This window comes from Pseudomonas sp. 210_17 TE3656, assembly GCF_054821965.1.
Genome location: NZ_JBTRBC010000001.1, coordinates 1,447,710 through 1,472,141, shown reverse-complemented (window position 1 = coordinate 1,472,141; position 24,432 = coordinate 1,447,710). Strand labels below are relative to the sequence as shown.

At 61.9% G+C, this 24,432-nt stretch carries 22 protein-coding genes; 21 read left to right on the top strand and 1 reads right to left on the bottom strand.

Annotated features, from left to right (window positions below):
- The first annotated feature begins 24 nt into the window (after positions 1-24).
- The 18 genes from ACVI9W_RS06995 (at position 25) to ACVI9W_RS06910 (ending at position 19,595) form a co-directional block, all read left to right on the top strand.
- Positions 25-1,653 (top strand): methyl-accepting chemotaxis protein, encoded by a 1,629-nt coding sequence (locus ACVI9W_RS06995; protein WP_461529581.1) that lies wholly within the window; start codon positions 25-27, stop codon positions 1,651-1,653.
- 18 nt (positions 1,654-1,671) lie between these two features.
- Positions 1,672-1,977, top strand: coding sequence for a hypothetical protein (locus ACVI9W_RS06990; RefSeq protein ID WP_461529580.1), 306 nt, complete (start codon positions 1,672-1,674; stop codon positions 1,975-1,977).
- 30 nt (positions 1,978-2,007) lie between these two features.
- Positions 2,008-3,573 carry a diguanylate cyclase domain-containing protein gene (locus ACVI9W_RS06985; RefSeq protein ID WP_461529579.1) on the top strand — a complete coding sequence of 522 codons (1,566 nt, stop codon included), beginning with the start codon at positions 2,008-2,010 and terminating at the stop codon, positions 3,571-3,573.
- 73 nt (positions 3,574-3,646) lie between these two features.
- A complete protein-coding gene (locus ACVI9W_RS06980; RefSeq protein WP_461529578.1) occupies positions 3,647-4,339 on the top strand; it encodes a tellurite resistance TerB family protein in 693 nt (230 codons plus the stop codon).
- 189 nt (positions 4,340-4,528) lie between these two features.
- Positions 4,529-6,091, top strand: coding sequence for a methyl-accepting chemotaxis protein (locus ACVI9W_RS06975; RefSeq protein WP_461531799.1), 1,563 nt, complete (start codon positions 4,529-4,531; stop codon positions 6,089-6,091).
- A 7-nt stretch (positions 6,092-6,098) separates the two neighbouring features.
- On the top strand, positions 6,099-6,635 hold the full coding sequence (locus ACVI9W_RS06970; protein WP_461529577.1) for a chemotaxis protein CheW: 537 nt from the start codon (positions 6,099-6,101) through the stop codon (positions 6,633-6,635).
- Positions 6,632-7,900: a CheR family methyltransferase gene (locus ACVI9W_RS06965; protein ID WP_461529576.1), complete on the top strand. Its 1,269-nt coding sequence runs from the start codon at positions 6,632-6,634 to the stop codon at positions 7,898-7,900. The genes ACVI9W_RS06970 and ACVI9W_RS06965 overlap by 4 nt, the downstream gene beginning before the upstream one ends.
- Entirely contained in the window at positions 7,897-8,559 is a 663-nt protein-coding gene (locus tag ACVI9W_RS06960) for a chemotaxis protein CheW (protein WP_461529575.1), read from the top strand. Before ACVI9W_RS06965 ends, ACVI9W_RS06960 begins: the two co-directional genes overlap by 4 nt.
- The gene (locus tag ACVI9W_RS06955; protein ID WP_461529574.1) at positions 8,556-10,841 is read left to right on the top strand and encodes a response regulator; all 2,286 of its coding nucleotides are present in this window, start codon (positions 8,556-8,558) and stop codon (positions 10,839-10,841) included. Before ACVI9W_RS06960 ends, ACVI9W_RS06955 begins: the two co-directional genes overlap by 4 nt.
- A complete protein-coding gene (cheB, locus tag ACVI9W_RS06950) occupies positions 10,838-11,851 on the top strand; it encodes a chemotaxis-specific protein-glutamate methyltransferase CheB (protein ID WP_461529573.1) in 1,014 nt (337 codons plus the stop codon). The genes ACVI9W_RS06955 and cheB overlap by 4 nt, the downstream gene beginning before the upstream one ends.
- Before the next feature lie 51 nt (positions 11,852-11,902).
- Entirely contained in the window at positions 11,903-12,907 is a 1,005-nt protein-coding gene (locus ACVI9W_RS06945) for a diguanylate cyclase domain-containing protein (protein WP_461529572.1), read from the top strand.
- 115 nt (positions 12,908-13,022) lie between these two features.
- Positions 13,023-14,118 (top strand): peptide chain release factor 2 gene (gene prfB / locus ACVI9W_RS06940; RefSeq protein WP_096335686.1). Its coding sequence is split into 2 segments (ribosomal slippage): positions 13,023-13,094 and positions 13,096-14,118, totalling 1,095 coding nucleotides; the frame shifts between segments, so codons are not numbered across the junction.
- A gap of 71 nt (positions 14,119-14,189) precedes the next feature.
- The gene (lysS, locus tag ACVI9W_RS06935; RefSeq protein ID WP_038614096.1) at positions 14,190-15,692 is read left to right on the top strand and encodes a lysine--tRNA ligase; all 1,503 of its coding nucleotides are present in this window, start codon (positions 14,190-14,192) and stop codon (positions 15,690-15,692) included.
- A gap of 101 nt (positions 15,693-15,793) precedes the next feature.
- Positions 15,794-16,498 carry a TetR/AcrR family transcriptional regulator gene (locus ACVI9W_RS06930; protein ID WP_157193781.1) on the top strand — a complete coding sequence of 235 codons (705 nt, stop codon included), beginning with the start codon at positions 15,794-15,796 and terminating at the stop codon, positions 16,496-16,498.
- Positions 16,499-16,526: 28 nt separating this feature from the next.
- Entirely contained in the window at positions 16,527-17,072 is a 546-nt protein-coding gene (locus ACVI9W_RS06925) for a hypothetical protein (protein WP_461529571.1), read from the top strand.
- Positions 17,073-17,096: 24 nt separating this feature from the next.
- Positions 17,097-18,374, top strand: a complete 1,278-nt coding sequence (locus ACVI9W_RS06920; protein ID WP_038614088.1) for a flavohemoglobin expression-modulating QEGLA motif protein — start codon at positions 17,097-17,099, stop codon at positions 18,372-18,374.
- Positions 18,346-19,269 (top strand): alpha/beta hydrolase, encoded by a 924-nt coding sequence (locus ACVI9W_RS06915; RefSeq protein ID WP_461529570.1) that lies wholly within the window; start codon positions 18,346-18,348, stop codon positions 19,267-19,269. The genes ACVI9W_RS06920 and ACVI9W_RS06915 overlap by 29 nt, the downstream gene beginning before the upstream one ends.
- Positions 19,266-19,595: a lipoprotein gene (locus ACVI9W_RS06910; RefSeq protein WP_038614083.1), complete on the top strand. Its 330-nt coding sequence runs from the start codon at positions 19,266-19,268 to the stop codon at positions 19,593-19,595. The genes ACVI9W_RS06915 and ACVI9W_RS06910 overlap by 4 nt, the downstream gene beginning before the upstream one ends.
- Positions 19,596-19,665: 70 nt before the next feature.
- On the opposite strand, the gene ACVI9W_RS06905 is transcribed toward ACVI9W_RS06910, so the two are convergent.
- Complete coding sequence (locus tag ACVI9W_RS06905; RefSeq protein ID WP_038614081.1) at positions 19,666-19,998, bottom strand: hypothetical protein; 333 nt, start codon at positions 19,996-19,998, stop codon at positions 19,666-19,668.
- 135 nt (positions 19,999-20,133) lie between these two features.
- Between ACVI9W_RS06905 and ppc the strand changes: the two genes are divergently transcribed.
- The 3 genes from ppc (at position 20,134) to tsaB (ending at position 24,427) form a co-directional block, all read left to right on the top strand.
- Positions 20,134-22,761: a phosphoenolpyruvate carboxylase gene (gene ppc / locus ACVI9W_RS06900; protein WP_461529569.1), complete on the top strand. Its 2,628-nt coding sequence runs from the start codon at positions 20,134-20,136 to the stop codon at positions 22,759-22,761.
- Between the two features lie 253 nt (positions 22,762-23,014).
- Positions 23,015-23,665: an adenylate kinase gene (gene adk, locus ACVI9W_RS06895; protein WP_038614076.1), complete on the top strand. Its 651-nt coding sequence runs from the start codon at positions 23,015-23,017 to the stop codon at positions 23,663-23,665.
- Between the two features lie 87 nt (positions 23,666-23,752).
- Positions 23,753-24,427, top strand: a complete 675-nt coding sequence (gene tsaB / locus ACVI9W_RS06890) for a tRNA (adenosine(37)-N6)-threonylcarbamoyltransferase complex dimerization subunit type 1 TsaB (RefSeq protein ID WP_157193769.1) — start codon at positions 23,753-23,755, stop codon at positions 24,425-24,427.
- The last annotated feature ends 5 nt before the right edge of the window (positions 24,428-24,432 follow it).

The window sequence follows — 24,432 nt, the reverse complement described above, 5'->3', positions numbered from 1 at the left end:
CTGCAGGGCTCGGCGGTGGCGCACATGTTTATCAGGAATATAAAGCTGGTTCCCAGGACCGTCATGACGTTCGGTATTACCTGCGTCTTGCTGGTGTTGCTCGGTGGGCAGTCGCTGTGGCGCATGGAGAACGTCCAGTGGTCGATCACGGACCTGCAGGACAACTGCCTGCCGAGTGTTCGCCAGGCCAGCCTTATCGAAGCTGCCACTTACAGGTTGCGGGTGGCAAACCTGCTCTTCGCCATGGGCAATTCGCAATCCGCCGATGCCGCTGCCGCTGCCGAACAGATAAGCCGCCGCAAGGATGCCCTGCTACAGGCAACCGCAGCCTATGTACCGTTGATTTACGGCCCTGAGGAACAGCGCCTTTTCGATATCGTCAACGCCAACGTCAAGACGTTCACCGGACAGGTTGAGCAGTTACTGGCGCTGGGCCGCACGGCTAGCCAGGAAGAGCGGGTGAGGTTCATCAACAGTACTTCAGCACCCGCGGCCGAGGTGTTGTTGAAATCCACCGGGAACCTGCAGCGCCTGATGATGGAGCGTGCCGAGCAGTCCGGTGCCAAGGCCCGTGAAGAAGCGCATGAGAGTACCCTGGCGACCATCGTGGTGGTCTGCATCGCGCTGTTGGTGACCTGCGTCCTCACTCTGGTTTTCACCCGCAGCATCATCGTGCCCCTGCGCGAGCTTCTTGGGGTCACGCAGAAAGTCGCCGGCGGCAATCTGGTGGGCGATATCGGTATTTCCGGCAAGGACGAGCTTACCGAGCTGCAGAATGCTACGGCGCAGATGCTGGGCAACCTGAAAGGCACTATTCATCACATCGCCGATTCTTCGTCGCAACTGGCGGCAGCAGCGGAAGAAATGAGCGCCGTTACCCATCAATCCAGCTCGGGCGTGCAGCGCCAGCGCATGGAAACGGAGCTTGCGGCGACCGCGGTGAACGAGATGACGGCGGCAGTGGATGAGGTAGCACGCAACGCGGTGGCGGCATCGGTCTCCACCCAACAGTCGGAGCAGTCGGCGCGCACCGGCATGCAACGGGTGACCGAGACCATCACCTCGATCGAAAACCTGAGCCTCGCGGTCCAGGGCACCAGTGTGGAGATTGAACAACTGGCGGTGCGCACTGCCAGCATTGCCCAGGTCCTGGATGTGATCCGGGCCATCGCCGAACAGACCAACCTCCTGGCACTCAACGCAGCCATCGAAGCGGCCCGGGCCGGTGAGCAAGGACGTGGTTTTGCAGTGGTAGCTGATGAGGTGCGCGCCCTGGCACACCGTACCCAGGCCTCCACGCAAGAGATAGAGGAGATGATCAAGAGCGTCCAGAGCGGTTCGCAGATGGCGGTGGCGTCGATGAAGCAGACCGACCAGGAGGCGATGGCGACGCTGAAGATCGCCCGCGAGGCGGGCACGGCGATTTCCGCGATCGCCCGGGCGGTTTCCGATATCAACGATCGCAATTGTCTGATCGCCACTGCTTCCGAAGAACAGGCACAGGTGGCCAAGTCCGTGGACATGAACCTGGTCAGTATCAACAACCTCTCGGCACAGAGCACCAGTGCCGCAGAGCAGATTTTCCAGGCCAGTGGCGAACTTTCGGTGCTGGCGACGGACCTGAACAGGCTGGTCGCGCGTTTCATCATCTAGCGCTATGAGGAGTCGGACATGCTGCCGGAATTTACCAAACAGTATCCGCAAAGCTTGAACAGAATCTTCATTTCAGAGAGTGAAACCTGCGATATCCATGGTTTCGTCAGGCAATACATCGAAAGCCGCAACCTGCGTGGCAACTATCAGGTACAGCACGATGTGGTCGCAGCGCTCAAGGATTACCCTGGCCTGGCCCCCGTCCGGCTGTACGAACTCAATGCATGGCTGGATAAAACCTTCAGGCGCAAGATATTTTGCCGGCCGGCAGCGCGGCTACTGAAGCGGATGATCAACAACGACTACATCCCTCGGTGCGGATAAGTACAGGCAAGGCCTGGAAGAGCGTTAACGATGCGCGCGTATTTGAACAACAAGAACGGGGTAAAGCTTTATCCCGCTGTGTCCCTTGGCATCGCCAGCGCAGTCGCCGTCTTGATCGGGGGGCTGATGATGATCAGCACGTTCGATAACTACATTCACACGATGTACAACGGCAATTCGGCGCCTATCAGGCACCTTGCCAGCATTCGTGCGTCCCAGAGCGATATTCGTCAGATGCAATGGCAGGTGTTTGCTCATCGCCAGGCCAGTACGACTGCAGCCTATGCCAGGGAGGTCGCGTCCAGGCTCGATTCCATCGCCAGGGAATGGCAACTCTATTATCCCGAAGGCATCAGCAGCCCCCGAGAAAGGCAATTGGCAGAGCAGATCAGGATCGCGCTGCCGCAAGCCAGCACACTTGCGCACGAGTCGCTGGCGCGGCTTCAGTTCGAAGATTATGACGGCGTCATGCGTTGGTACGAACAAAGCACGCCGTTTTTCAATCGGCTGGACCGCCTGCTGTCCAGCGCCTTGCGGGTCAATGTCGAGCAGTCCGGGCAGTTGGCCAGCAACAGCAAGCAGCTCTTCGACCGGATCTGCTGGGCGGCGCTGGGCTTGTCACTGGCACTGATTGCGCTGGGGGCGTTTGCCTTGCAATGGCGGCGGCAGCGGGACGATGCCCAGCGCAAATCCCTTGAGCACCTGTGGCTGGTGGACCAGGTATTCAACATCACCCTCAATGGCGTGATCATCACCGACCAGAGTGGCCGGATCACCAAGGTCAACCCCGCCTTCACCCGGATGACGGGGTATACGCAAGCAGAAGTGCTGGGTCAGAAACCGAACCTGTGGAGTTCCGGCCGGCAATCCACGGCGTTCTATGCCGACATGTGGCAAAGCCTCATCGAACATGGGCAATGGCAGGGGCAACTGTGGAACCGCAAGAAGTGCGGCGACCTCTACCTGGAGTCGCTGTGCATCACGTCCATTCGCAGTCTTGATGAGTCGACCCTCAACTATGTGGCGGTGTGCAGTGATATCACCAGACAACAGGCGGAGCAGGAGTTGCAGGGTTACCTGGCCACCCATGATTCGCTGACCGATCTGCCGAACCGGGTGCTGTTTCGCGAGCGGCTGACCCAGGCCATTGCCCGTGGCCAGCGTGCCGGCTTGAAGGTGGCGATCCTGTTCCTGGACCTTGACCACTTCAAGGACATCAATGACCGCCTGGGGCACATGGTCGGCGATAGCACGCTGACCACCATTGCCAGCCGGCTCAAAGGCTGCCTGAGGGACGTCGATATCGTGGCGCGGTTGGGCGGCGATGAGTTCGCTATGGTGCTGGAAGATATCCATGACGTCAGCCAGATCGAGCCCATAGCCCGCAAACTGCTCGCTTCGGTGGGGCAGGCCATTATGGCGGACGGGCATGAGGTGTTTGTCACGCCCAGTATCGGGGTGAGCGTATTCCCCGACGATGGCGAGGAGCCGGATACGCTGGTGAAGCTGGCGGACAAGTCCATGTATGAGGCCAAGGGTGCAGGCAAGAATGCGATCCGGTTCCATGCCAAAGAGCAGTCACTGGAAATGTTGTGACAAGATTACGATGAGCCGGGAGTGTGGTGAGGGCTTATTCTTGGCCTTCATTTCCGCACTGTGGAGACGCGCGATGAATACCCGTGGTTTGCTTGACCAGTTGCTCAAGTCCGGCCAGGAGCTGTTGCAGAATCAGTCAGGCAAGACGTCCGTTGGCAAGTCTGGGGGCGGTGGTGGCCTCGGCAGTCTGCTCTCCGGTGCCGGCGGCGGGGCCCTGGCTGCCGGGGCCATGGGCCTGCTGATGGGCAGTAAAAAAGCCCGCAAATACGGCGGTAAAGCCCTGACCTACGGCGGCCTGGCAGCGCTTGGAGTACTGGCGTACAAGGCCTATGGCAATTGGCAGGCCAAACAGGGCGCCACGGCGCCGGCTGAGCCGCAGACCCTCGATCGTCTTCCTCCTGCCCAGGTCGAACAGCACAGCCAGGCAATCCTCAAGGCCCTGGTGGCGGCGGCCAAGTCCGATGGCCACGTCGACGAGCGCGAACGGGCGTTGATCGAGGGCGAGTTCGTCAAGCTCTCCAACGATCAGGAACTGCAGCACTGGCTGCATGCCGAGCTCAACAAACCGCTGGACCCGGCCGATGTGGCGCGCGCTGCCCGCACGCCGGAAATGGCCGCCGAGATGTACATCGCCAGCGTCATGCTGGTTGACGAGGAGCATTTCATGGAGCGGGCTTATCTGGACGAACTGGCCCGCCAGCTCAAGCTCGATCCGGCGTTGAAAGCCGAGCTGGAAAATCAGGTGAAGCAAGCCATCGGTCAATGATTACGGGCCAGTGGCCAGGATGATGCCAATTTGCATTGATCCAGTCTGAAAGTCAGCCGCAAAAGCCCATAGTGCCTGGGCTATACTCTGCCCATTTTTCTGCTCGCGTAGAACACTTGAGGGCTGACTGTGAAAAACTGGACCTTGCGCCAACGGATCCTGGCGAGCTTCGCCGTGATTATCGCCATCATGCTGTTGATGGTGGTGGCGGCTTATTCGCGCCTGGTGACCATCGAGTCCGATGAGGCCGCGGTGCGGACCGACAGCATCCCTGGGGTTTACTACAGTTCGATGATCCGCAGTGCCTGGGTCGACAGTTATGTGTTGACCCAGCAGTTGGTGGGCCTGAGCGGGCAGCGTGAGCTCACGGCATCCGACAAGGCGCAGTACAAGGACTTCGACGATCGCCTCAAGCAGCACATGGCCAGCTATCAGGCGACTATCCAGGATCCCGACGACCAGGCCAACTTCGAAGAGTTCGGGCGCCTTGAAGATGCCTACACCAAGGCTATCGATACGGTGCTTGAAGCCTATGTCCGCAAGGACTACGCCCAAGCCCGGCAGTTGATTGGCGATGTGCTGACTCCGGCCTGGGTTACTGGCCGCAAACACCTGAACAGTGTGATCGAGCGCAACCGGCATTCGGCCGAAGAGGCGGCTGACTCGATCGTCGGTGCGGTGATCACGGCCAAGGCCAGCATGATCATTTCCCTGGTCCTGGCGATTATTGCCGCCGCTATTTGTGGCTTGCTGCTGATGCGTGCCATCACTGCGCCCATGCAACGTATCGTGCATGCACTGGACAAACTCAGCAGCGGTGACCTCAGTGTGCGCATGAACCTCGATCGCAAGGATGAGTTTGGCGCGGTGGAAACCGGTTTCAATGACATGATGGGCGAGCTGACCAACCTGGTGTCCCAGGCCCAGCGTTCTTCGGTGCAGGTGACCACTTCGGTGACCGAGATCGCCGCCACCTCCAAGCAACAGCAGGCGACTGCCACCGAAACCGCCGCCACCACCACGGAAATCGGCGCCACCTCGCGGGAAATCGCTGCTACCTCCCGCGATCTGGTACGGACCATGACCGAGGTTACCTCGGCCGCCGACCAGGCGTCGATCCTCGCCGGCTCCGGCCAGCAAGGTCTGGCGCGCATGGAAGAGACCATGCATCAGGTGATGGGCGCAGCCGACCTGGTCAACAACAAGCTGGCGATCCTCAACGAGAAGGCTGGCAACATCAATCAGGTGGTGGTGACGATCGTCAAGGTCGCTGACCAGACCAACCTGCTCTCGCTCAACGCCGCCATCGAGGCGGAAAAGGCCGGCGAGTATGGCCGCGGCTTTGCCGTGGTGGCCACTGAAGTGCGGCGTCTGGCCGACCAGACCGCGGTGGCTACCTATGACATCGAACAGATGGTCCGCGAGATCCAGTCGGCAGTGTCGGCCGGGGTCATGGGCATGGACAAGTTCTCTGAAGAAGTGCGCCGTGGCATGTTTGAAGTGCAGCAGGTCGGTGAGCAACTGAGCCAGATCATCCATCAGGTCCAGGCCCTGGCGCCGCGGGTGCTGATGGTCAATGAGGGGATGCAGGCCCAGGCCACCGGTGCCGAGCAGATCAACCACGCCCTGGCGCAACTGGGCGATGCCAGCAGCCAGACCGTGGAATCGCTGCGCCAGGCCAGTTTTGCCATCGATGAGTTGAGTCAGGTGGCGAGCGGCCTGCGTGGCGGTGTATCGCGGTTCAAAGTCTGACCTGCCGATGAGCGACCATCAGCCCCGCAGCAGCCAGGACGCAAGCGCTCACGGGACCTTGCACCTGTTGTTCAGAATCGGTGAGCAGCGCTTTGCTCTCGACGCCCATGAGGTCGTCGAAGTATTGCCGCGCCTGCCGCTCAAACCTATTGCGCAGACACCGGACTGGGTGGCCGGGGTGCTGGCCCATCGCGGTGCTCTGGTGCCGGTGATCGACGTCGGCGCCTTGAGTTTCGGCCTGCCGGCACCGGTGCGCACCAGCACCCGCCTGGTGTTGGTGCACTACCGGGTTGAACCGCTACGGCCAGGACTGTTGCTGGGTTTGATCCTTGAACAGGCCACCGACACCTTGCGTTGCCTGCCCGAAGCGTTTCAGCCCTACGGCCTGGACAATCAGCAGGCACCTTACCTTGGGCCAGTGCGCGAAGACGCCCATGGGCTGGTGCAACGCATCAGCGTACAGGACCTGCTCTGCGACTCAGTACGGGCGCTGCTGTATCCCTTGCCTGAGCAACAGGCAGGTGAGCGTCAGGAGCCGCAATGAGCAACCACCAGCGTTTTTTCCGTTTCTTGCAGGAGCGCATCGGTCTGGACGTCGCCTCGGTCGGCGCGCCGATGGTCGAGCGTGCGTTACGCCAGCGTTGCTCCGCACTGGGTGCCTACGACCTGGATGACTACTGGTTGCGCTTGCAACAATCGACGGCGGAGCAACAGGCGCTTATCGAAGCGGTGATTGTTCCGGAAACCTGGTTCTTTCGATATCCAGAATCGTTCACGGCGCTGGCAGGGCTGGCCAGCAAGCGTCTGGCCGAGCTGGCCGGGGCGCGGCCGCTGCGGATCCTCAGCCTGCCGTGCTCCACCGGTGAAGAACCTTACTCCATCGCCATGACCTTGCTTGACGCTGGCATTGCCGGGAACTCGTTCCGGGTCGATGGCATGGACATCAGCCCCTTGTCGATCAACCGGGCCGAGCAAGGGCTGTATGGGCGCAATTCCTTTCGCGGCTCGCACCTTGAGTTTCGCCAGCGGCATTTTGACGAATGTGACGACGGCCACATCATTCATGAGCGTGTGCGTCAGCAGGTCAAGTTGCAGGTGGGAAATGTGCTTGATCCTGCACTGAAGGCCCAGGCGGGCAGTTATGACTTTGTGTTCTGCCGCAATCTGCTGATCTATTTCGATCTGCCAACCCAGCAACGGGTGTTCGAAGTGCTCAAGCGTCTGATCCATGAGCAAGGCGTACTGTTCATCGGCCCGGCCGAGGGCAGCCTGCTGGCGCGGATGGGCATGCGCCCGTTGGGTATCGCTCAGTCCTTTGCCTATGTGCGCCAGACTGAAAGTGAACCTGTGCTCGACAGCAAACCGCTGACGATGGCGCCACTCTCTGCAGCACCCGGCACTTTATCGCGTCCATCGCCAGTGGCGGCGCCACCGCGCAAGTTCAATATCATTGCCGCGCCAACACCGATCGGGCCCGCGGTATCAGAAAGCAATGCTGAATTACTGGCGCAGATTGCCCGCTTGGCCAATGCCGGTAGCAGCGCTGAAGCCCAGGCGGCGTGCGCGCGTTATCTGCAGCATTATCCGCCGCATGCTCAGGTGTTCTACTGGCTGGGCTTGCTTAGTGATATCGCGGGTGACACCGGCGAAGCGCTCAGCCATTACCGTAAGGCGCTGTACCTCGATCCGCAGCATGCTGAAGCCTTGGCGCACCTGGCGGCCCTGCTGGAGTCCCAGGGCGATATCGCTGGCGCCCGTCGCCTGCAGGAGCGTGCTGCACGGCGGGCTGACCGGGAGTCTGAACAATGAGGGGAGAGCAACAGGTGCAAGTGGTTGCTGCGGATGCCGCCAGCATTGATGACTGCTGGAACCGGATCGGTGTGCGCGGTGACAAGAGCTGTCCGTTGCTGGCCGAACATATCCACTGCCGCAATTGCGATGTCTATGCCAGCGCCGCAACTCGTCTGCTGGACCGTTATTCGCTGTCTCAGGATGCCCATGAGCAGGCGCAGGTGCAGGAAGAGGGCGGCGGTCGTTCGATGTTGCTGTTCCGTCTGGGGGAGGAGTGGCTGGCGCTGGCGACCCGTTGCCTGGTCGAGGTCGCGCCGTTGCAACCGGTACATTCGTTGCCTCACCAACGGTCACGGGCCTTGCAGGGCGTCGTCAACGTGCGTGGCGCACTGGTGCCCTGTCTGTCACTGGCCGACCTGCTGGATCTGGACGTACTCGGCACAGTCAGCACATCGGCGCGGGTCATGCCACGCATGCTGATCATTGCTGCCGCCGGTGGTTCGGTGGTGGTGCGGGTGGATGAAGTGGATGGTATTCACGGCCTGGACCCCGAGCGCCTGGTGCATGACCAGGGCGAAACGCGCTTTACCGCCGCCGTGCTGCAGTGGCGTGGGCGCAGTGTACGGGTGCTGGATGAAGAACAAGTGCTGTCTGCTGTGAACCGGAGCCTTTCATGACCCCAGAGCAAATGCGCGATGCTTCGTTGCTCGAACTGTTCAGCCTGGAGGCCGAGGCCCAGACTCAGGTGCTCAGTGCCGGCCTGCTGGCGCTGGAGCGCAATCCGACCCAGGCCGATCAACTGGAAGCCTGCATGCGCGCGGCTCATTCGCTCAAGGGCGCCGCGCGGATTGTTGGCGTCGATGCCGGGGTCAGCGTTGCCCATGTCATGGAAGATTGCCTGGTCGGTGCACAGGAAGGCCGCTTGCTGCTGCGGGCGGAGCATATCGATGCCTTGCTGCAAGGCACCGACCTGCTGATGCGTATCGCCACCCCAGGCGATGCGGCCATTGAGCCTGCGGTACAGGCGTTTCTCGTGCAGATGGCGGGACTGTTGGACCCGGCAGCTACACCGACGATTAGCGCGCCCCCTGTGCCGATGCCCAGGGTTGAGCCCGAGCCGGTGATGGCTGAAGCGCTGATCGAGCCGGTACTGGCCGACGCCGAACCCGAGGCCCCTGTCCCGCGCAAGGGCAAGCGCGCCGCTGAAGGTGGCGAGCGGATCCTGCGGGTCACCGCCGAACGCTTGAACAGCCTGCTCGACCTGTCGAGCAAGGCGCTGGTCGAAACCCAGCGCTTCAAGCCGTATCTGGCCACCTTGCAGCGCCTCAAGCGCATGCACAGCCAAAGCGTTCGTGCCCTTGATGGCCTGAAAAACCAGCTGCAAGCCAGCGGCCAGAGCGCGGAAGTTCAGGAAGCCCTGGCTCAGGCCCAGCAACTGCTGGGACAAACCCAGCAGCTTCTGCTGCAACAGGCCGCCGACCTCGATGAGTTCGGTTGGCAGGCCAGTCAGCGCGCGCAATTGCTTTATGACACCGCCCTGGCCTGTCGCATGCGGCCCTTTGCCGATGTGCTTACCGGGCAAAGCCGGATGGTCCGCGACCTGGGGCGCTCGCTGGGCAAACAGGTGCGCCTGGAGATCGAAGGCGAAAAGACCCAGGTCGATCGCGATGTCCTGGAAAAACTTGAAGCACCGCTGACCCACTTGCTGCGCAATGCTGTCGACCACGGCATCGAGCTGCCTGAGCGACGGCTGCTGGCCGGCAAATCGCAGGAAGGGCATATCCGCTTGCGCGCATCGCATCAGGCTGGCCTGCTGGTGCTTGAGCTTAGCGATGACGGTGCTGGCGTGGATCTGCAGCGCTTGCGCCAGAGCATTATCGAGCGCCAGCTGTCGCCGGCCGAAACCGTGGCGCAGATGAGCGAAGCGGAGCTGCTGACCTTCCTGTTCCTGCCAGGCTTCAGCTTGCGCGACCAGGTCACCGAAGTTTCCGGGCGTGGCGTTGGCCTGGACGCGGTGCAGCATATGGTCCGTCAACTGCGCGGCTCGATCGTGTTGAGCCAGACCAGTGGCCAGGGCAGCAGTTTCCACCTGGAAGTGCCGCTGACCCTGTCGGTGGTACGCAGCCTGGTGGTCGAGGTCGCTGCCGAGGCTTATGCCTTCCCCCTGGCGCACATAGAACGCACCCTGGAGTTGCCGACCGAAGCCATTGTGCAGATTGAGGGACGCCAGCATTTCTGGCATGAAGGCCGGCACATCGGCCTGGTCGCGGCCAGTCAATTGCTCAATCGCCCGCCGAGCCAGACCGACGGGCAAACGATCAAAGTGGTGGTCATCCGCGAGCGCGAGATGCTCTACGGCGTAGCGGTCGAGCGTCTGGTCGGTGAGCGGGTGCTGGTGGTAATGCCGCTCGACGCGCGGCTGGGCAAGATTCAGGATATTTCATCGGGTGCCCTGCTTGATGATGGCAGCGTTGTGCTGATCATCGACGTTGAAGACTTGTTGCGGTCGGTCGATAAGCTCTTGAGCACCGGTCGCCTTGAGCGAATCGAGCGTGGTCAGCGTACTACCCGCGAGGCGACGCGCAAGCGCATCCTGGTGGTCGATGACTCGCTGACCGTACGCGAGTTGCAGCGCAAGCTGCTGAGCAACCGTGGCTATGAGGTGGCGGTCGCAGTCGATGGCATGGACGGTTGGAACGCCTTGCGCAGCGAGGATTTCGATCTGCTGATCACCGACATCGACATGCCGCGAATGGATGGCATCGAGCTGGTCACCTTGTTGCGTCGTGACAGCCGTCTGCAGACGTTGCCGGTGATGGTGGTCTCCTACAAGGACCGGGAAGAAGATCGCCGTCGTGGACTGGACGCTGGAGCCGACTACTATTTGGCCAAGGCCAGTTTCCACGATGACGCCTTGCTTGATGCCGTGGTTGAGTTGATCGGGGGAGCCCAGGGATGAAGATCGCTATCGTCAACGACATGCCCATGGCCGTGGAGGCGCTGCGCCGGGCGTTGGCGTTCGAACCCATGCACCAGGTGGTCTGGGTCGCCAGCAATGGCGCGGAGGCGGTGAAGCTGTGCGCCGAACAGGCGCCGGACCTGATCCTGATGGATCTGATCATGCCGGTCATGGATGGCGTCGAGGCGACCCGGCGGATCATGGCCGAGACGCCCTGCGCCATCGTGATTGTCACCGTGGACCGCCAGCAGAATGTCCACCGGGTGTTCGAAGCCATGGGCCATGGTGCGCTGGATGTGGTTGATACCCCGGCCCTGGGGGCTGGCGATCCCAAGGAAGCGGCCGCACCGCTGCTGCGCAAGATCCTCAATATCGGCTGGTTGATCGGCCAGCAGCGCAGCAACACGCCGCGGCCCATGACTGCACCTCTGCGTGAGGTGGCGCAACGCCAGCGGCTGGTGGCCATCGGCTCGTCGGCGGGCGGTCCGGCAGCCCTGGAGGTCTTGCTCAAGGGCTTGCCACAGGCGTTCCCCGCCGCCATCGTGCTGGTTCAGCACGTAGACCAGGTGTTCGCAGCCGGCATGGCCGAATGGCTCAGCAGTGCTTCGGGTTTACCGGTGCGCCTGGCCCGTGAAGGCGAGGCGCCGCAGCCCGGGCAGGTGTTGCTGGCAGGCACCAACCACCACATCCGCCTGCTCAAGAACGGCACCCTGGCCTACACCGCCGAGCCGGTAAACGAGATCTACCGGCCTTCGATCGACGTGTTTTTTGAAAGCGTGGCCCGCTACTGGCGAGGTGACGCGGTTGGCGTGCTGCTGACCGGCATGGGACGCGATGGCGCCCAGGGCCTGAAGCTGATGCGCCAGCAGAAATTCCTGACCATTGCTCAGGACCAACACAGCAGCGCCGTCTATGGCATGCCCAAGGCCGCAGTCGCGATCGACGCGGCGATGGAGATTCGCCCGCTGGAACGGATCGCTGCGCGATTAATGGAAATATTTCCAAAATGACGATATGTATTGTGCCACGCCGGCCAGTCGGCAGTGACCAGGTGACAGCGCATGAATGATTTACCGCTCGACGGTTTCCCGACCACCAATGAAAACTCGGCAATGGTCCTGTTGGTCGACGATCAAGCCATGATCGGTGAAGCGGTGCGCCGTGGCCTGGCTTATGAAGAGAACATCGACTTCCACTTCTGTGCCGACCCGCACCAGGCTGTCGCCCAGGCGGTGCGGATCAAGCCGACGGTGATCCTGCAAGACCTGATCATGCCCGGCCTCGATGGTTTGACGCTGGTGCGCGAGTACCGTAACAACCCGGCAACCCGGGACATTCCGATCATCGTCCTGTCGACCAAGGAAGACCCGCTGGTCAAGAGCGCGGCCTTTGCAGCGGGCGCCAACGATTACCTGGTCAAGCTGCCGGATACCATCGAGCTGGTAGCACGCATTCGCTACCACTCGCGTTCCTACCTGACCTTGCTGCAACGCGATGAGGCCTACCGTGCCTTGCGCGTTAGCCAGCAGCAGTTGCTCGACACCAACCTGATGCTGCAGCGGCTGATGAACTCCGACGGCCTTACGGGGCTGTCCAACCGCCGTCATTTCGACGAATACCTGGAGCTTGAGTGGCGCCGGGCCATGCGTGAACAGCAGCAACTGTCGCTGCTGATGATCGATGTCGATTACTTCAAGGCCTACAACGACAGTTTCGGCCACCTGGCCGGCGACGAGGCCCTGCGCCAGGTGGCCGAGGCCATCCGTGGATCCTGTTCGCGGCCCAGCGATCTGCCCGCGCGCTATGGCGGCGAAGAGTTCGCCCTGGTGCTGCCCAATACTTCACCGGGTGGCGCGCGGCTGATTGCCGAGAAGCTACGCCAGACCGTGCTTGCCTTGAAAATCCCGCACACCGCACCCGAGACCGACTCGCACCTGACTGTGAGCATCGGCCTGGCGACTTTGACACCGGCGATTGGCAGCCACTGCCGGCAGCTGATTTCGGCGGCGGACAAGGGCTTGTATCTGGCCAAGAATAATGGCCGCAATCAGGTCGGCGTGGCGTGAGACGCTCCCGCCGGTAATTGCCCCTGCAGCAACCGCCCGACGGGCTGCCGTCGCTGCGCAGACTCGGTTATACTCCCCGGCTTTTCTACCGATTACGCACGAGAGCTGCCCGCCCATGGAAATCCAACCGATCCTGAACACCATCAAGGACCTGACCGAGCGCTCCGAGTCCATTCGGGGGTATCTTTGACTACGATCAAAAGCATGAGCGCCTGATCGAAGTCAACCGCGAACTCGAAGACCCGAACGTCTGGAACAAGCCCGAATACGCCCAGGAGCTGGGCCGCGAGCGCTCGGCGCTGGCACAGATCGTCGAGACCCTGGACGAGATGGCCAGTGGTCTGACCGACTCGCGTGAGCTGCTCGACATGGCGGTTGAAGAGGGCGACGAAAGCGCCGTCAACGATGTCGTCGAGATGCTTGAAGGCCTGGAAGAATCCCTGGCCAAGCTCGAGTTCCGTCGCATGTTCAGCGGCGAGATGGACATGAACAACGCCTACCTGGATATCCAGGCCGGCTCCGGCGGCACCGAAGCCCAGGACTGGGCCAACATCCTCCTGCGCATGTACCTGCGCTGGGCCGCCAAGCGTGGCTTCGACGCCACCATCATGGAACTGTCCGAAGGTGAAGTCGCCGGCATCAAAGGCGCCACCGTGCACATCAAGGGCGAGTACGCCTTTGGCTGGCTGCGTACCGAGATCGGCGTGCACCGCCTGGTGCGCAAGAGCCCGTTCGACTCCGGCGCTCGTCGCCACACCTCGTTCTCGGCGGTGTTCGTGTCCCCCGAGATCGACGACAAAGTGGAAATCGAGATCAACCCGTCGGACCTGCGTATCGACACCTACCGATCCTCGGGCGCCGGTGGTCAGCACGTAAACACCACCGACTCGGCGGTGCGTATCACCCACGTACCGACCAACACCGTGGTCAGCTGCCAGAACGAACGCTCCCAGCACGCCAACAAAGACACCGCGATGAAAATGCTGCGGGCCAAGTTGTACGAGCTGGAAATGCAGAAGCGCAACGCGGCGTCCCAGGCCCTGGAAGACAGCAAGTCGGACATCGGCTGGGGTCACCAGATCCGTTCGTACGTGCTCGACGCCTCGCGGATCAAGGACCTGCGCACCAACATCGAGCGCAGCGACTGCGACAAGGTGCTCGACGGTGATATCGACGAATACCTGGAAGCCAGCCTCAAGCAGGGGCTGTAAGTTTCCCGATCCGCTACAAGACCCTCGCCTGCGGGCGGGGGCAATGAACCCCTGATGGAAAATGTAACGACATGAGCGACCTCAAACTCGACCCGCAAGACCTGCAACAGGAAGAAAACACCCTGATCGCCCTGCGCAAGGAAAAGCTTGCCGCCGAGCGTGCCAAGGGTAATGCCTTCCCCAACGACTTCCGCCGTGACAGCTACTGCAACGACCTGCAGAAACAGTATGTCGACAAGACCAAGGAAGAGCTGGAAGCTGCAGCGATTCCGGTCAAGGTTGCCGGCCGCATCATGCTCAACCGTGGCTCGTTCATGGTGATCCAGGACATGACCGGACGCATCCAGGTCTATGTCAACCGCAAGACCCTGCCGGAAGAAACCCTGGCCGCGGTGAAAACCTGGGACCTGGGCGACATCATCGCCGCCGAAGGTACCCTGGCGCGTTCCGGCAAGGGCGACCTGTACGTCGAGATGACCAACGTGCGCCTGCTGACCAAGTCGCTGCGCCCGCTGCCCGACAAACACCACGGCCTGACCGACACCGAGCAGCGCTATCGCCAGCGTTACGTCGACCTGATGGTCAACGAAGAAGTGCGCGATACCTTCCGCGTGCGTTCGCAGGTCATCAACCATATCCGCAACTTCCTGATCAAGCGCGACTTCCTCGAAGTGGAAACGCCGATGCTGCAGACCATCCCCGGTGGTGCCGCAGCCAAGCCGTTCGAAACCCACCACAATGCCCTGGACATGGCCATGTTCCTGCGTATCGCGCCGGAGCTGTACCTCAAGCGTCTGGTGGTTGGTGGCTTTGAGAAAGTCTTCGAGATCAACCGCAACTTCCGTAACGAAGGCGTTTCGACCCGGCACAACCCCGAGTTCACCATGCTCGAGTTCTACCAGGCCTACGCTGACTACGAAGACAACATGGACCTCACCGAAGAGCTGTTCCGTGAACTGGCGCAGCTGGTTCTGGGCAGCACCGACGTGCCGTACGGCGACAAGGTGTTCCACTTCGGCGAGCCGTTCGTACGCCTGTCGGTGTTCGACTCGATCCTCAAGTACAACCCTGAGTTGACCGCCGACGACCTGAACGACATCGACAAGGCCCGCGCTATCGCCAAGAAAGCCGGCGCCAAGGTCCTTGGCTTCGAAGGCCTGGGCAAGCTGCAGGTGATGATTTTCGAAGAGCTGGTCGAGCACAAGCTGGAGCAGCCGCACTTCATTACCCAGTACCCGTTCGAAGTCTCGCCGCTGGCCCGTCGCAACGACGAGAACCCGAACGTCACCGACCGCTTCGAGCTGTTCATCGGTGGCCGCGAAATCGCCAACGCCTACTCCGAGCTCAATGACGCGGAAGACCAGGCCGAGCGTTTCATGGCCCAGGTGGCGGACAAGGACGCCGGCGACGACGAAGCCATGCACTACGACGCCGACTTCGTCCGCGCCCTGGAATACGGCATGCCGCCAACCGCCGGTGAAGGTATCGGTATCGACCGTCTGGTGATGCTGCTGACCAACTCGCCATCGATTCGCGATGTGATCCTGTTCCCGCACATGCGTCCACAGGCCTGAGTGTTCTGAACAAGCCGCCTTCCGGGGCGGCTTTTTCATGCCTGTAGAAAATTCTTCTTTCGAATCCACTTCATGGGGGGAGGTCAGCAGTGACTCCTGCAATGGCTCAACAAGGTGCCGCTGGCGTTGCCACGACAGTCGCCGAAAGTGTTCAGTACCAGGGCCGCAAGGCCAGCCGCCAGGGCAGCGAGCAGCGCCGCCAGGACATTCTCGACGCGGCCATGCGCATTGTCGTTCGCGAGGGGGTGCGTGGCGTGCGTCACCGCGCGGTGGCGGCCGAGGCCGGGGTGCCGCTGTCGGCGACCACCTACTACTTCAAAGACATCGAAGACCTGCTCACCGATACCTTCGCCCAGTATGTGGAGCGCAGTGCGGCCTACATGGCCAAACTGTGGGAGCACACCGAGGTGCTGCTGCGTCAGTTGCTCGCGCAGGGCGATCACAGCCCGCAGTGCCGGGCGCGTCTGGCCGATGAAGTGGCGAAGATGATGGCCGACTACGTGCAGCGCCAGTTGCACAACCGTCGCGACTTCCTGATGGCCGAGCAGGCCTTTCGCCAGGAGGCGTTGCTGTGCCCGCGTCTGGCCGAGCTGGTCAAGCTGCACGAGCAGATTCTGCTGCGTGGCGCCGGCCAGATGTTGCAGGTTGTGGGCTCGCGTCAGCCACAGCAGGATGCGCTGGTGTTGACGGCGATTATCGAGCAGATGGAATATCAGGGCCTGCTCGACGGCTCACGCGCCGATGCGCAAGCGCAGATGCTCGCTATCCTTACCCGGTACCTGCATCTGGTACTGGCCGCCGTGTGAGCCGCGACCCTATTTCAAGGAGAACCCGATGAAAGCCAGAAGTCTGCTGTTGGCGCTGTCGTTTTTGCTGCTTGGCGGTTGTCTGGTGACCTTTAATGAGCCTATGCCGGCCAATGAGGCGGCGCCCAAGGCCCTGCTTGGCAAATGGACCAGCAAGGACGCCTGGGGCGAACCGCTGACCCTGCAGATCAGCCGCAGCGGCGGCGACGCCTACAAGGCGGTGGCCATCGGCAAGGACAAGAAACGTGATGAGTACGTCTTCACCGTGTCCCGACACGGCAACCGCTGGTACCTCTCGGCCGGCGTACCCAAGCGTCTGGGCGGCAACTTCCTGATCGGTGGCTTCGAAATCATCGAACGCAAGGAACTGGTGGTCTACAACCTCGACGTTGAACAGGTCAGCCAGGCCGTGAAGAAAAAAGAGCTCAGCGGGCGCACCTATGAGGTGTCGGAGGAAAACGGCGAAGGCGTGCTGATCGACAGTCCGGCCGAGCGTGTCCTGGCTTATCTGGACGATCCGGCCAACTCCGACCTGTTCATCGAGGTGGCGCGGTTCCAGCGGGCTGGCAAGTAATAGTCTCAATTCAAGGAGTGTAGGGTGGACGAGTACCAGCAGACGATACGTGCCCTGTCTGATCGCATTGTCCTGGCGCAAACGCCCATTCGCGTGCTCGATGCGGTGAAGTGGGACGACAGCATCCGCCAGGGTTTTCTCAAGGCCAAAGGCAAAGAGCCGCCGGCAGTCGATCGCGCCTATTATCAGGGGCGGCCGTTGTCGTTCGACTCCGGTGCGGTGAAGCTCGAGTTCCAGAACATCGAGCGCGACATCACCCGCCAGCTGGGCCAGTTCAACCCGGTCGGGCAGATCATGCGGCGCATGTGCAAGGAGTACCGCATGGTGGTGCGCATGCTCGAAGCGCGCGGCACCGAAGATTTCGGTCTGATCTCCCAGGAACTGTATGGCGCAGCGTCCGATGCCTTCCATGCCGGTGATCCGACCCTGGCCGACCTCGGCCTGATGCTTTCCGACTACCTGAACAACATCGACGGCCGCGGCGACCTCAAGGACGAACCGAAGAACCTCACCGCCAAACAGGCCGTGGAAATGCTCCAGGGCCGTTTGAACAAAGTGTTCAACGAAGCCGAGGACACCATCCGGGTGTTCGAGTCCGATGGTATCGTCGCCGATGCCGCGGCCGGGGCCGATTACATCAAGATCCGCGCCGACGCCATGTTCAACAGCCGCGATGTGCGCGCGCTGGAGGTACATGAGGGCCTGGTGCACGTGGGCACCACTCTCAACGGCCTGAACCAGCCGATCTGCACCTTCCTGGCCAAGGGCCCGCCCTCGTCGACCGTGACCCAGGAGGGCCTGGCGATTCTCATGGAGGTCATCGCCTTTGCCTCCTACCCGAGCCGCCTGCGCAAGCTGACCAACCGCACCCGGGCCATTCACATGGTCGAGGAGGGCGCCGACTTCATGCAGGTCTACGAGTTCTTCCGCGCCCAGGGCTTCGGCATGCCGGAGAGTTATGGCAACGCCAGCCGGGTGTTCCGTGGCTCGGTACCCAATGGCTTGCCATTTACCAAGGACTTGTCCTACCTCAAGGGCTTCATCATGGTTTACAACTATATTCAGTTGGCCGTGCGCAAGGGCAAGCTCGAACAGATCCCCTTGCTGTTCTGCGGCAAGACCACCCTTGAGGACATGCGCACCTTGCGCCAACTGGTCGATGAAGGCCTGGTGGAACCACCCAAATACCTGCCGGAGCAGTTTCGCGACCTCAACGCGCTGTCGGCCTGGATGTGTTTCTCCAACTTCCTCAACCACCTGAGCCTGGACCGGATTGAAGCCGATTATTCGAACATTCTCTGAAGCAGGGCGCGGGTTTTTCGGCCTGCTGCTGGTGTTGCTGAGTCTGGGCGGTTGCAGTTCGCTGCTGTTCTACCCCGAGCCTGGCCAGCCGTTCACCCCCGAGAAAGCCAAGCTTGAGTACCGCGACCTGACGCTCACCGCAGCGGACGGTACACGCCTGCACGGCTGGTGGTTACCGGCCAAGGCCGGCGTCGAGGTCAAGGGCACGGTGCTGCACCTGCATGGCAACGGCGGCAACCTGGCCTGGCATCTGGGTGGCAGCTGGTGGCTGCCGGAGCAGGGCTATCAGGTGCTGTTGCTGGACTACCGCGGCTATGGGCTGTCCCAGGGCAAGCCGGCGTTGCCGCAGGTATACCAGGACATTGCCGCAGCACTGGCGTGGCTGGACCAGGCGCCGGAAGTGCAGGGCAAGCCGCAGGTGCTGCTGGGGCAGAGCCTGGGCGGCGCCATGGCCATTCATTATCTGGCCCAGCACCCTGAGCAGGGCCAGCGCTTCAAGGCCCTGGTGTTCGATGGCGTACCGGCCAGTTACCGTCAGGTCGGGCGTTTTGCCCTGAGCAATTCATGGCTGACCTGGCCATTCCAGGTGCCATTGTCGTGGCTGGTGCCCGATGGCGACAGCGCGATTCATTCGATTGCCCGGCTCAAATCATCACCGAAGCTGTTTTTCCACAGCATCGACGACCCGATCGTGCCTTTGGCTAACGGCATCCAGCTGTACCAGGCGGCCCCGCCGCCACGCGTGCTGCAACTGACCCGGGGCGGCCATGTGCAGACCTTTGCCGACCGCACCTGGCGCCAGGTGATGCTGCGCTTTCTCGATGACCCGGAACATTTCAATGGACTGCGGCGTTTGGCCGAAGTCCCCAATTACCCTGACGAGACGTCACAATGAGTGAAGAACGCAACGCAATTCCCCTGATCATCACCGGTGTCTGCAGCATCATCGGTACGGTGGGCGCACTCTGGTATTACGGCTATCTGCATTTCGCCAAACCTGAAGATGCGCTGCTGCTATCTGATTTCACCATGCTCAAGACAGTGCCGGGGGAGGATTACAAGATCTCGCTGAAGCCGGCCAACCAGGTGGCCCAGTGCGTTGATGGTGTGCTGGTGATGTTCGATATGTCGCAGAAAGGGCTTACCGGGGTGCTGGTGGACAACAAGAAGCAGGCGGTGCGCTGCCTGGGCCAGGAAACGCCGCAGCAGGTTCAGGAGTAACAGCATCGCGGGGCAAGCCCGCTCCCACCGGGTGATCACCTGTGGGAGCGGGCTTGCCCCGCGATGGCCGTCAATGGCTCGATTTGCTCATGTCCTGCAGATAGCGACGTGACAGGGCCAGGAAACGCGGAGTAGGGCCAATATCTTCATAGAGCGGATCGCCCTCCTCATCAGTGGCGATCACGTGCTGGCCCTGGATATAGGGAAAGCTCGCCTCCAGTTCTTCGAGGGCCGCCCCCAGCAGCTCGCCGAGCAGTTCTTCGGGGCGGCGCTTGGGGTACATTTCAGCCAGGGCGGCCAGACGCGCTGCCGACTCCACATCCAGATGCAGGACATGGCCGGTGGGGCTGAGGCGGCCTTTGGCGTTCTGTTCCCAGTGCCGGGCAAGTTCACGAATTTTCATGATCACCTCATCAATCCTCAGGGCTCAGATTTCAGCGTAGCTTCTGCGCCGCCTTTGGTCTGCCTTGAAAGCATGACCGGTAGTGGGGCACTCTGGGACCAGAGCGGTTTTCCAGGAATGCCGGAGACAAGGCTGATGACTGATATCGATGTGCGCTTGCGTGAAGATGTTCATTTGTTGGGCGAGTTGTTGGGGGACACCATTCGTGAGCAGCACGGCGAAGCGTTTCTGCAAACAATCGAAGACATCCGGCGCAGCGCCAAGGCTGATCGCAGCGGCGCTGCCGAACAGCTGAGCTCGACCCTCAACGACCTGGCTGAAGACGAACTGCTGCCGGTGGCGCGGGCCTTCAACCAGTTCCTCAACCTGGCCAACATCGCTGAACAGTACCAGCTGATTCGCCGCCGCGACGCAGGCCAGGCCGATCCTTTCGAAGCGCGGGTGTTGCCCGAACTTCTGGCCCGACTCAAGGCGGCCGGGCACAGTGACGATGCACTGGCGCGTCAGCTCGGCAAGCTGAGTATCGAGCTGGTTCTGACCGCCCACCCCACCGAAGTGGCACGCCGTACGTTGATCCAGAAGTACGATGCCATCGCCGCACAATTGGCCGCCCAGGATCATCGCGACCTGGTTCCCGCCGAACGCGAGCAGATCCGCGAACGTCTGCAGCGGCTGATCGCCGAAGCCTGGCACACCGAGGAGATCCGCCGCACCCGGCCAACTCCGGTGGATGAGGCCAAGTGGGGCTTTGCGGTGATTGAGCATTCGCTCTGGCACGCCATTCCCCATCATCTGCGCAAAGTCGACAAGGCCCTGCATGAGGCTACCGGCCTGCACTTGCCGCTGGAGGCCGCGCCCATCCGTTTTGCCTCGTGGATGGGCGGTGATCGTGATGGCAACCCCAATGTCACCGCCCCGGTCACCCGCGAAGTGCTGTTGCTGGCGCGCTGGATGGCCGCTGACCTGTTTCTGCGCGATATCGATGCCCTGGCCTCCGAGTTGTCCATGCAGCAAGCCAGCGAGGCGCTGAGGGCCAAGGTGGGCGATTCTGCCGAACCTTACCGGGCGCTGCTCAAGCAGTTGCGTGATCGCCTGCGCGAAACCCGTGCCTGGGCGCACAGTGCCTTGCAGGCGCCGCAAACACCTTCGCCTTTGGTGTTGCAGCATAACCATGACCTGTTCGAGCCCTTGCACCTGTGTTTCGAGTCGCTGCACGCCTGTGGCATGGGGGTGATCGCCAATGGCCCGTTGCTTGACTGCCTGCGTCGGGCAGTGACGTTCGGCCTGTTTCTGGTGCGTCTGGACGTGCGTCAGGATGCCGCCCGGCATACCGCGGCGCTGAGTGAGATAACCGAGTACCTGGGACTGGGACGTTACGCAGAGTGGGATGAAGACGCGCGTATCGCCTTTCTGCAACAGGAACTCAACAGCCGGCGGCCGCTGCTGCCCGGCTACTTCAAACCACAGGCTGACACCGCCGAGGTGCTCGCCACCTGTCGCGAGATCGCTGCCGCGCCTGCCGCGTCCCTGGGCTCTTATGTGATTTCCATGGCCGGTGCCGCTTCCGATGTGCTCGCCGTGCAGCTGCTGCTCAAGGAAGCCGGTGTCCTGCGGCCAATGCGCGTGGTGCCGTTGTTCGAAACCCTCGCAGACCTTGATAACGCAGGTCCGGTGATGGAGCGCCTGCTGGGTTTGCCGGGCTACCGCAGCGCCTTGCATGGCCCGCAGGAAGTGATGATCGGCTACTCCGATTCGGCCAAGGACGCTGGCACCACGGCGGCCGCCTGGGCCCAGTACCGCGCACAGGAGACCCTGGTGCGGATCTGCCGCGAACAGGAGGTCGAATTGCTGCTGTTCCACGGTCGCGGCGGCACCGTCGGGCGTGGCGGCGGCCCGGCCCATGCGGCGATCCTGTCGCAACCACCGGGCTCAGTGGCGGGACGTTTCCGCACCACCGAACAGGGCGAGATGATCCGCTTCAAGTTCGGCCTGCCGGACATCGCCGAACAGAACCTCAACCTGTACCTGGCAGCGGTGCTGGAGGCGACCTTGCTGCCGCCACCGCCGCCGCAGCCGGCCTGGCGCGCGTTGATGGACGAGTTGGCCGCCGATGGGGTCAAAGCTTACCGTGGGGTGGTGCGCGACAACCCTGAATTCGTCGAATATTTCCGCCAGTCCACCCCGGAGCAGGAGCTTGGACGCTTGCCCCTGGGCAGCCGCCCGGCCAAACGCCGTGCCGGCGGTATTGAAAGCCTGCGGGCGATTCCGTGGATTTTCGGCTGGACCCAGACCCGCCTGATGCTCCCGGCCTGGCTTGGCTGGGAGGCGGCACTGAACAACGCTTTGAGCCGCGGGCAGGGTGAATTGCTGGCCGAGATGCGCGAGCAGTGGCCATTCTTCCGCACCCGCATCGACATGCTGGAAATGGTGCTGGCCAAGGCCGATGCGGAAATCGCCCGCTCCTACGACGAACGTCTAGTGCAACCAGAACTGCGACCTTTGGGTGCACATTTGCGCGACCTATTGTCGCAGGCGTGCCGGGTAGTGCTGGGCCTGACCGGCCAGCCGGTGCTACTGGCGCACAGCCCGGAGACCCTGGAATTCATCCGTCTGCGCAACACCTACCTGGACCCGCTACATCTATTGCAGGCTGAGCTGCTGGCGCGTTCGCGCAAGCGCGAAGCCGCTCTGGACAGCCCGCTGGAGCAGGCTCTGCTGGTCACTGTCGCGGGCATCGCGGCGGGCTTGCGCAATACCGGTTGAGATAAATCGCCGCACTGCCGAGGGGCTGCAAAGAGAGGGGAGAATGCTTGCAAAGCAATAGGTTGCGCTCGGCGCAACCTGTGCTTTGCAACGCTGATGTATGCGGTTTTTTCCGACTTTCGACCGCTTGTGTGGCTTGAAGGCGCTGTGTATCTTGAGCAGCCTTCTGACCGATTTGTGGTCATGACCCAATTCCGGACTTGGCCCTCTGCGCCGACTCCATTGATTTGCTTACAAAAATGAGGAGCACAATATGCGCGTGATTCTGCTGGGAGCTCCCGGGGCCGGTAAAGGTACTCAGGCAAAGTTCATCACCGAAAAATTCGCCATTCCCCAGATCTCCACTGGCGACATGCTGCGCGCCGCTGTCAAGGCCGGCACCCCGCTGGGCCTGGAAGCCAAGGCGATCATGGACGCTGGCAAGCTGGTTTCCGACGAGCTGATCATCAACCTGGTCAAGGACCGCATCGCCCAGCCTGACTGCGCGAATGGCTTCCTGTTCGACGGTTTCCCGCGCACCATTCCTCAGGCTGAAGCCCTGGTGACTGCCGGTGTCGAGCTGGATGCCGTGGTTGAAATCGCCGTCGCCGACGAAGAAATCGTTCAGCGTATTGCCGGTCGCCGCGTTCACGAAGGTTCGGGCCGCGTCTACCACGTGGTCTACAACCCGCCGAAGGTTGAAGGTAAGGACGACGTAACCGGCGAGCCGCTGGTACAGCGTAAAGACGACACCGAAGAAACCGTGCGCCATCGCCTGGCGGTCTATCACGACCAGACCAAGCCACTGGTCGACTTCTACCAGAAGCTGTCGGCGGCCAATGGCGGCAAGCCTAAGTACGCGCATATCGAAGGCGTGGGCTCGGTGGATGCCATCACCACCAAGGTGCTGGCAGCCCTGAGCTGATTGCGACCCGATAGTGCAGACAACGGCCCGCTTGCGGGCCGTTGTTGTTTATAATGCCGCTCTTTTTTCTTTCGCCTGGATACACCGATGACCACCTTGCTGGCCCTGGATACCGCCACTGAAGCCTGCTCCGTTGCCTTGCTGCATGACGGCAAGGTTTCCAGCCATTACGAGGTGATCCCGCGCCTGCACGCCCAGAAGCTGCTGCCGATGATCCAGCAGCTGCTGGCCGACGCTGGCACCACCCTGGCGGCGGTCGATGCGATTGCCTTCGGGCGTGGGCCGGGGGCCTTCACCGGCGTGCGCATCGCCATTGGCGTGGTTCAGGGCCTGGCTTTTGCCCTTGAGCGCCCGGTGCTGCCGGTGTCCAACCTGGCGGTACTGGCCCAGCGTGCCTTGCGTGAGCAGGGTGTGAACCAGGTCGCGGCGGCCATTGATGCGCGCATGGATGAGGTGTATTGGGGCTGCTATCACAACGTCGACGGGGAAATGCGCCTGCTCGGCAGCGAAGCGGTGCTGCCACCCGAGCGTGCCGTTCTGCCTGAGGGTGCCAGCGGTGAATGGTATGGCGCCGGCACAGGTTGGGGCTACGCTGAGCGTATCCCGGTGGTGCTCAGCGGTCAGGATGCCAGCCTTCTGCCGCATGCCCAGGACCTGCTGAGCCTGGCCACCTTCGCCTGGCAACGCGGCGAGGCCATCGCTGCCGACCAGGCCCAGCCGGTGTACCTGCGCGACAATGTGGCGACCCCGAAAGCGCGCTGAGTGCT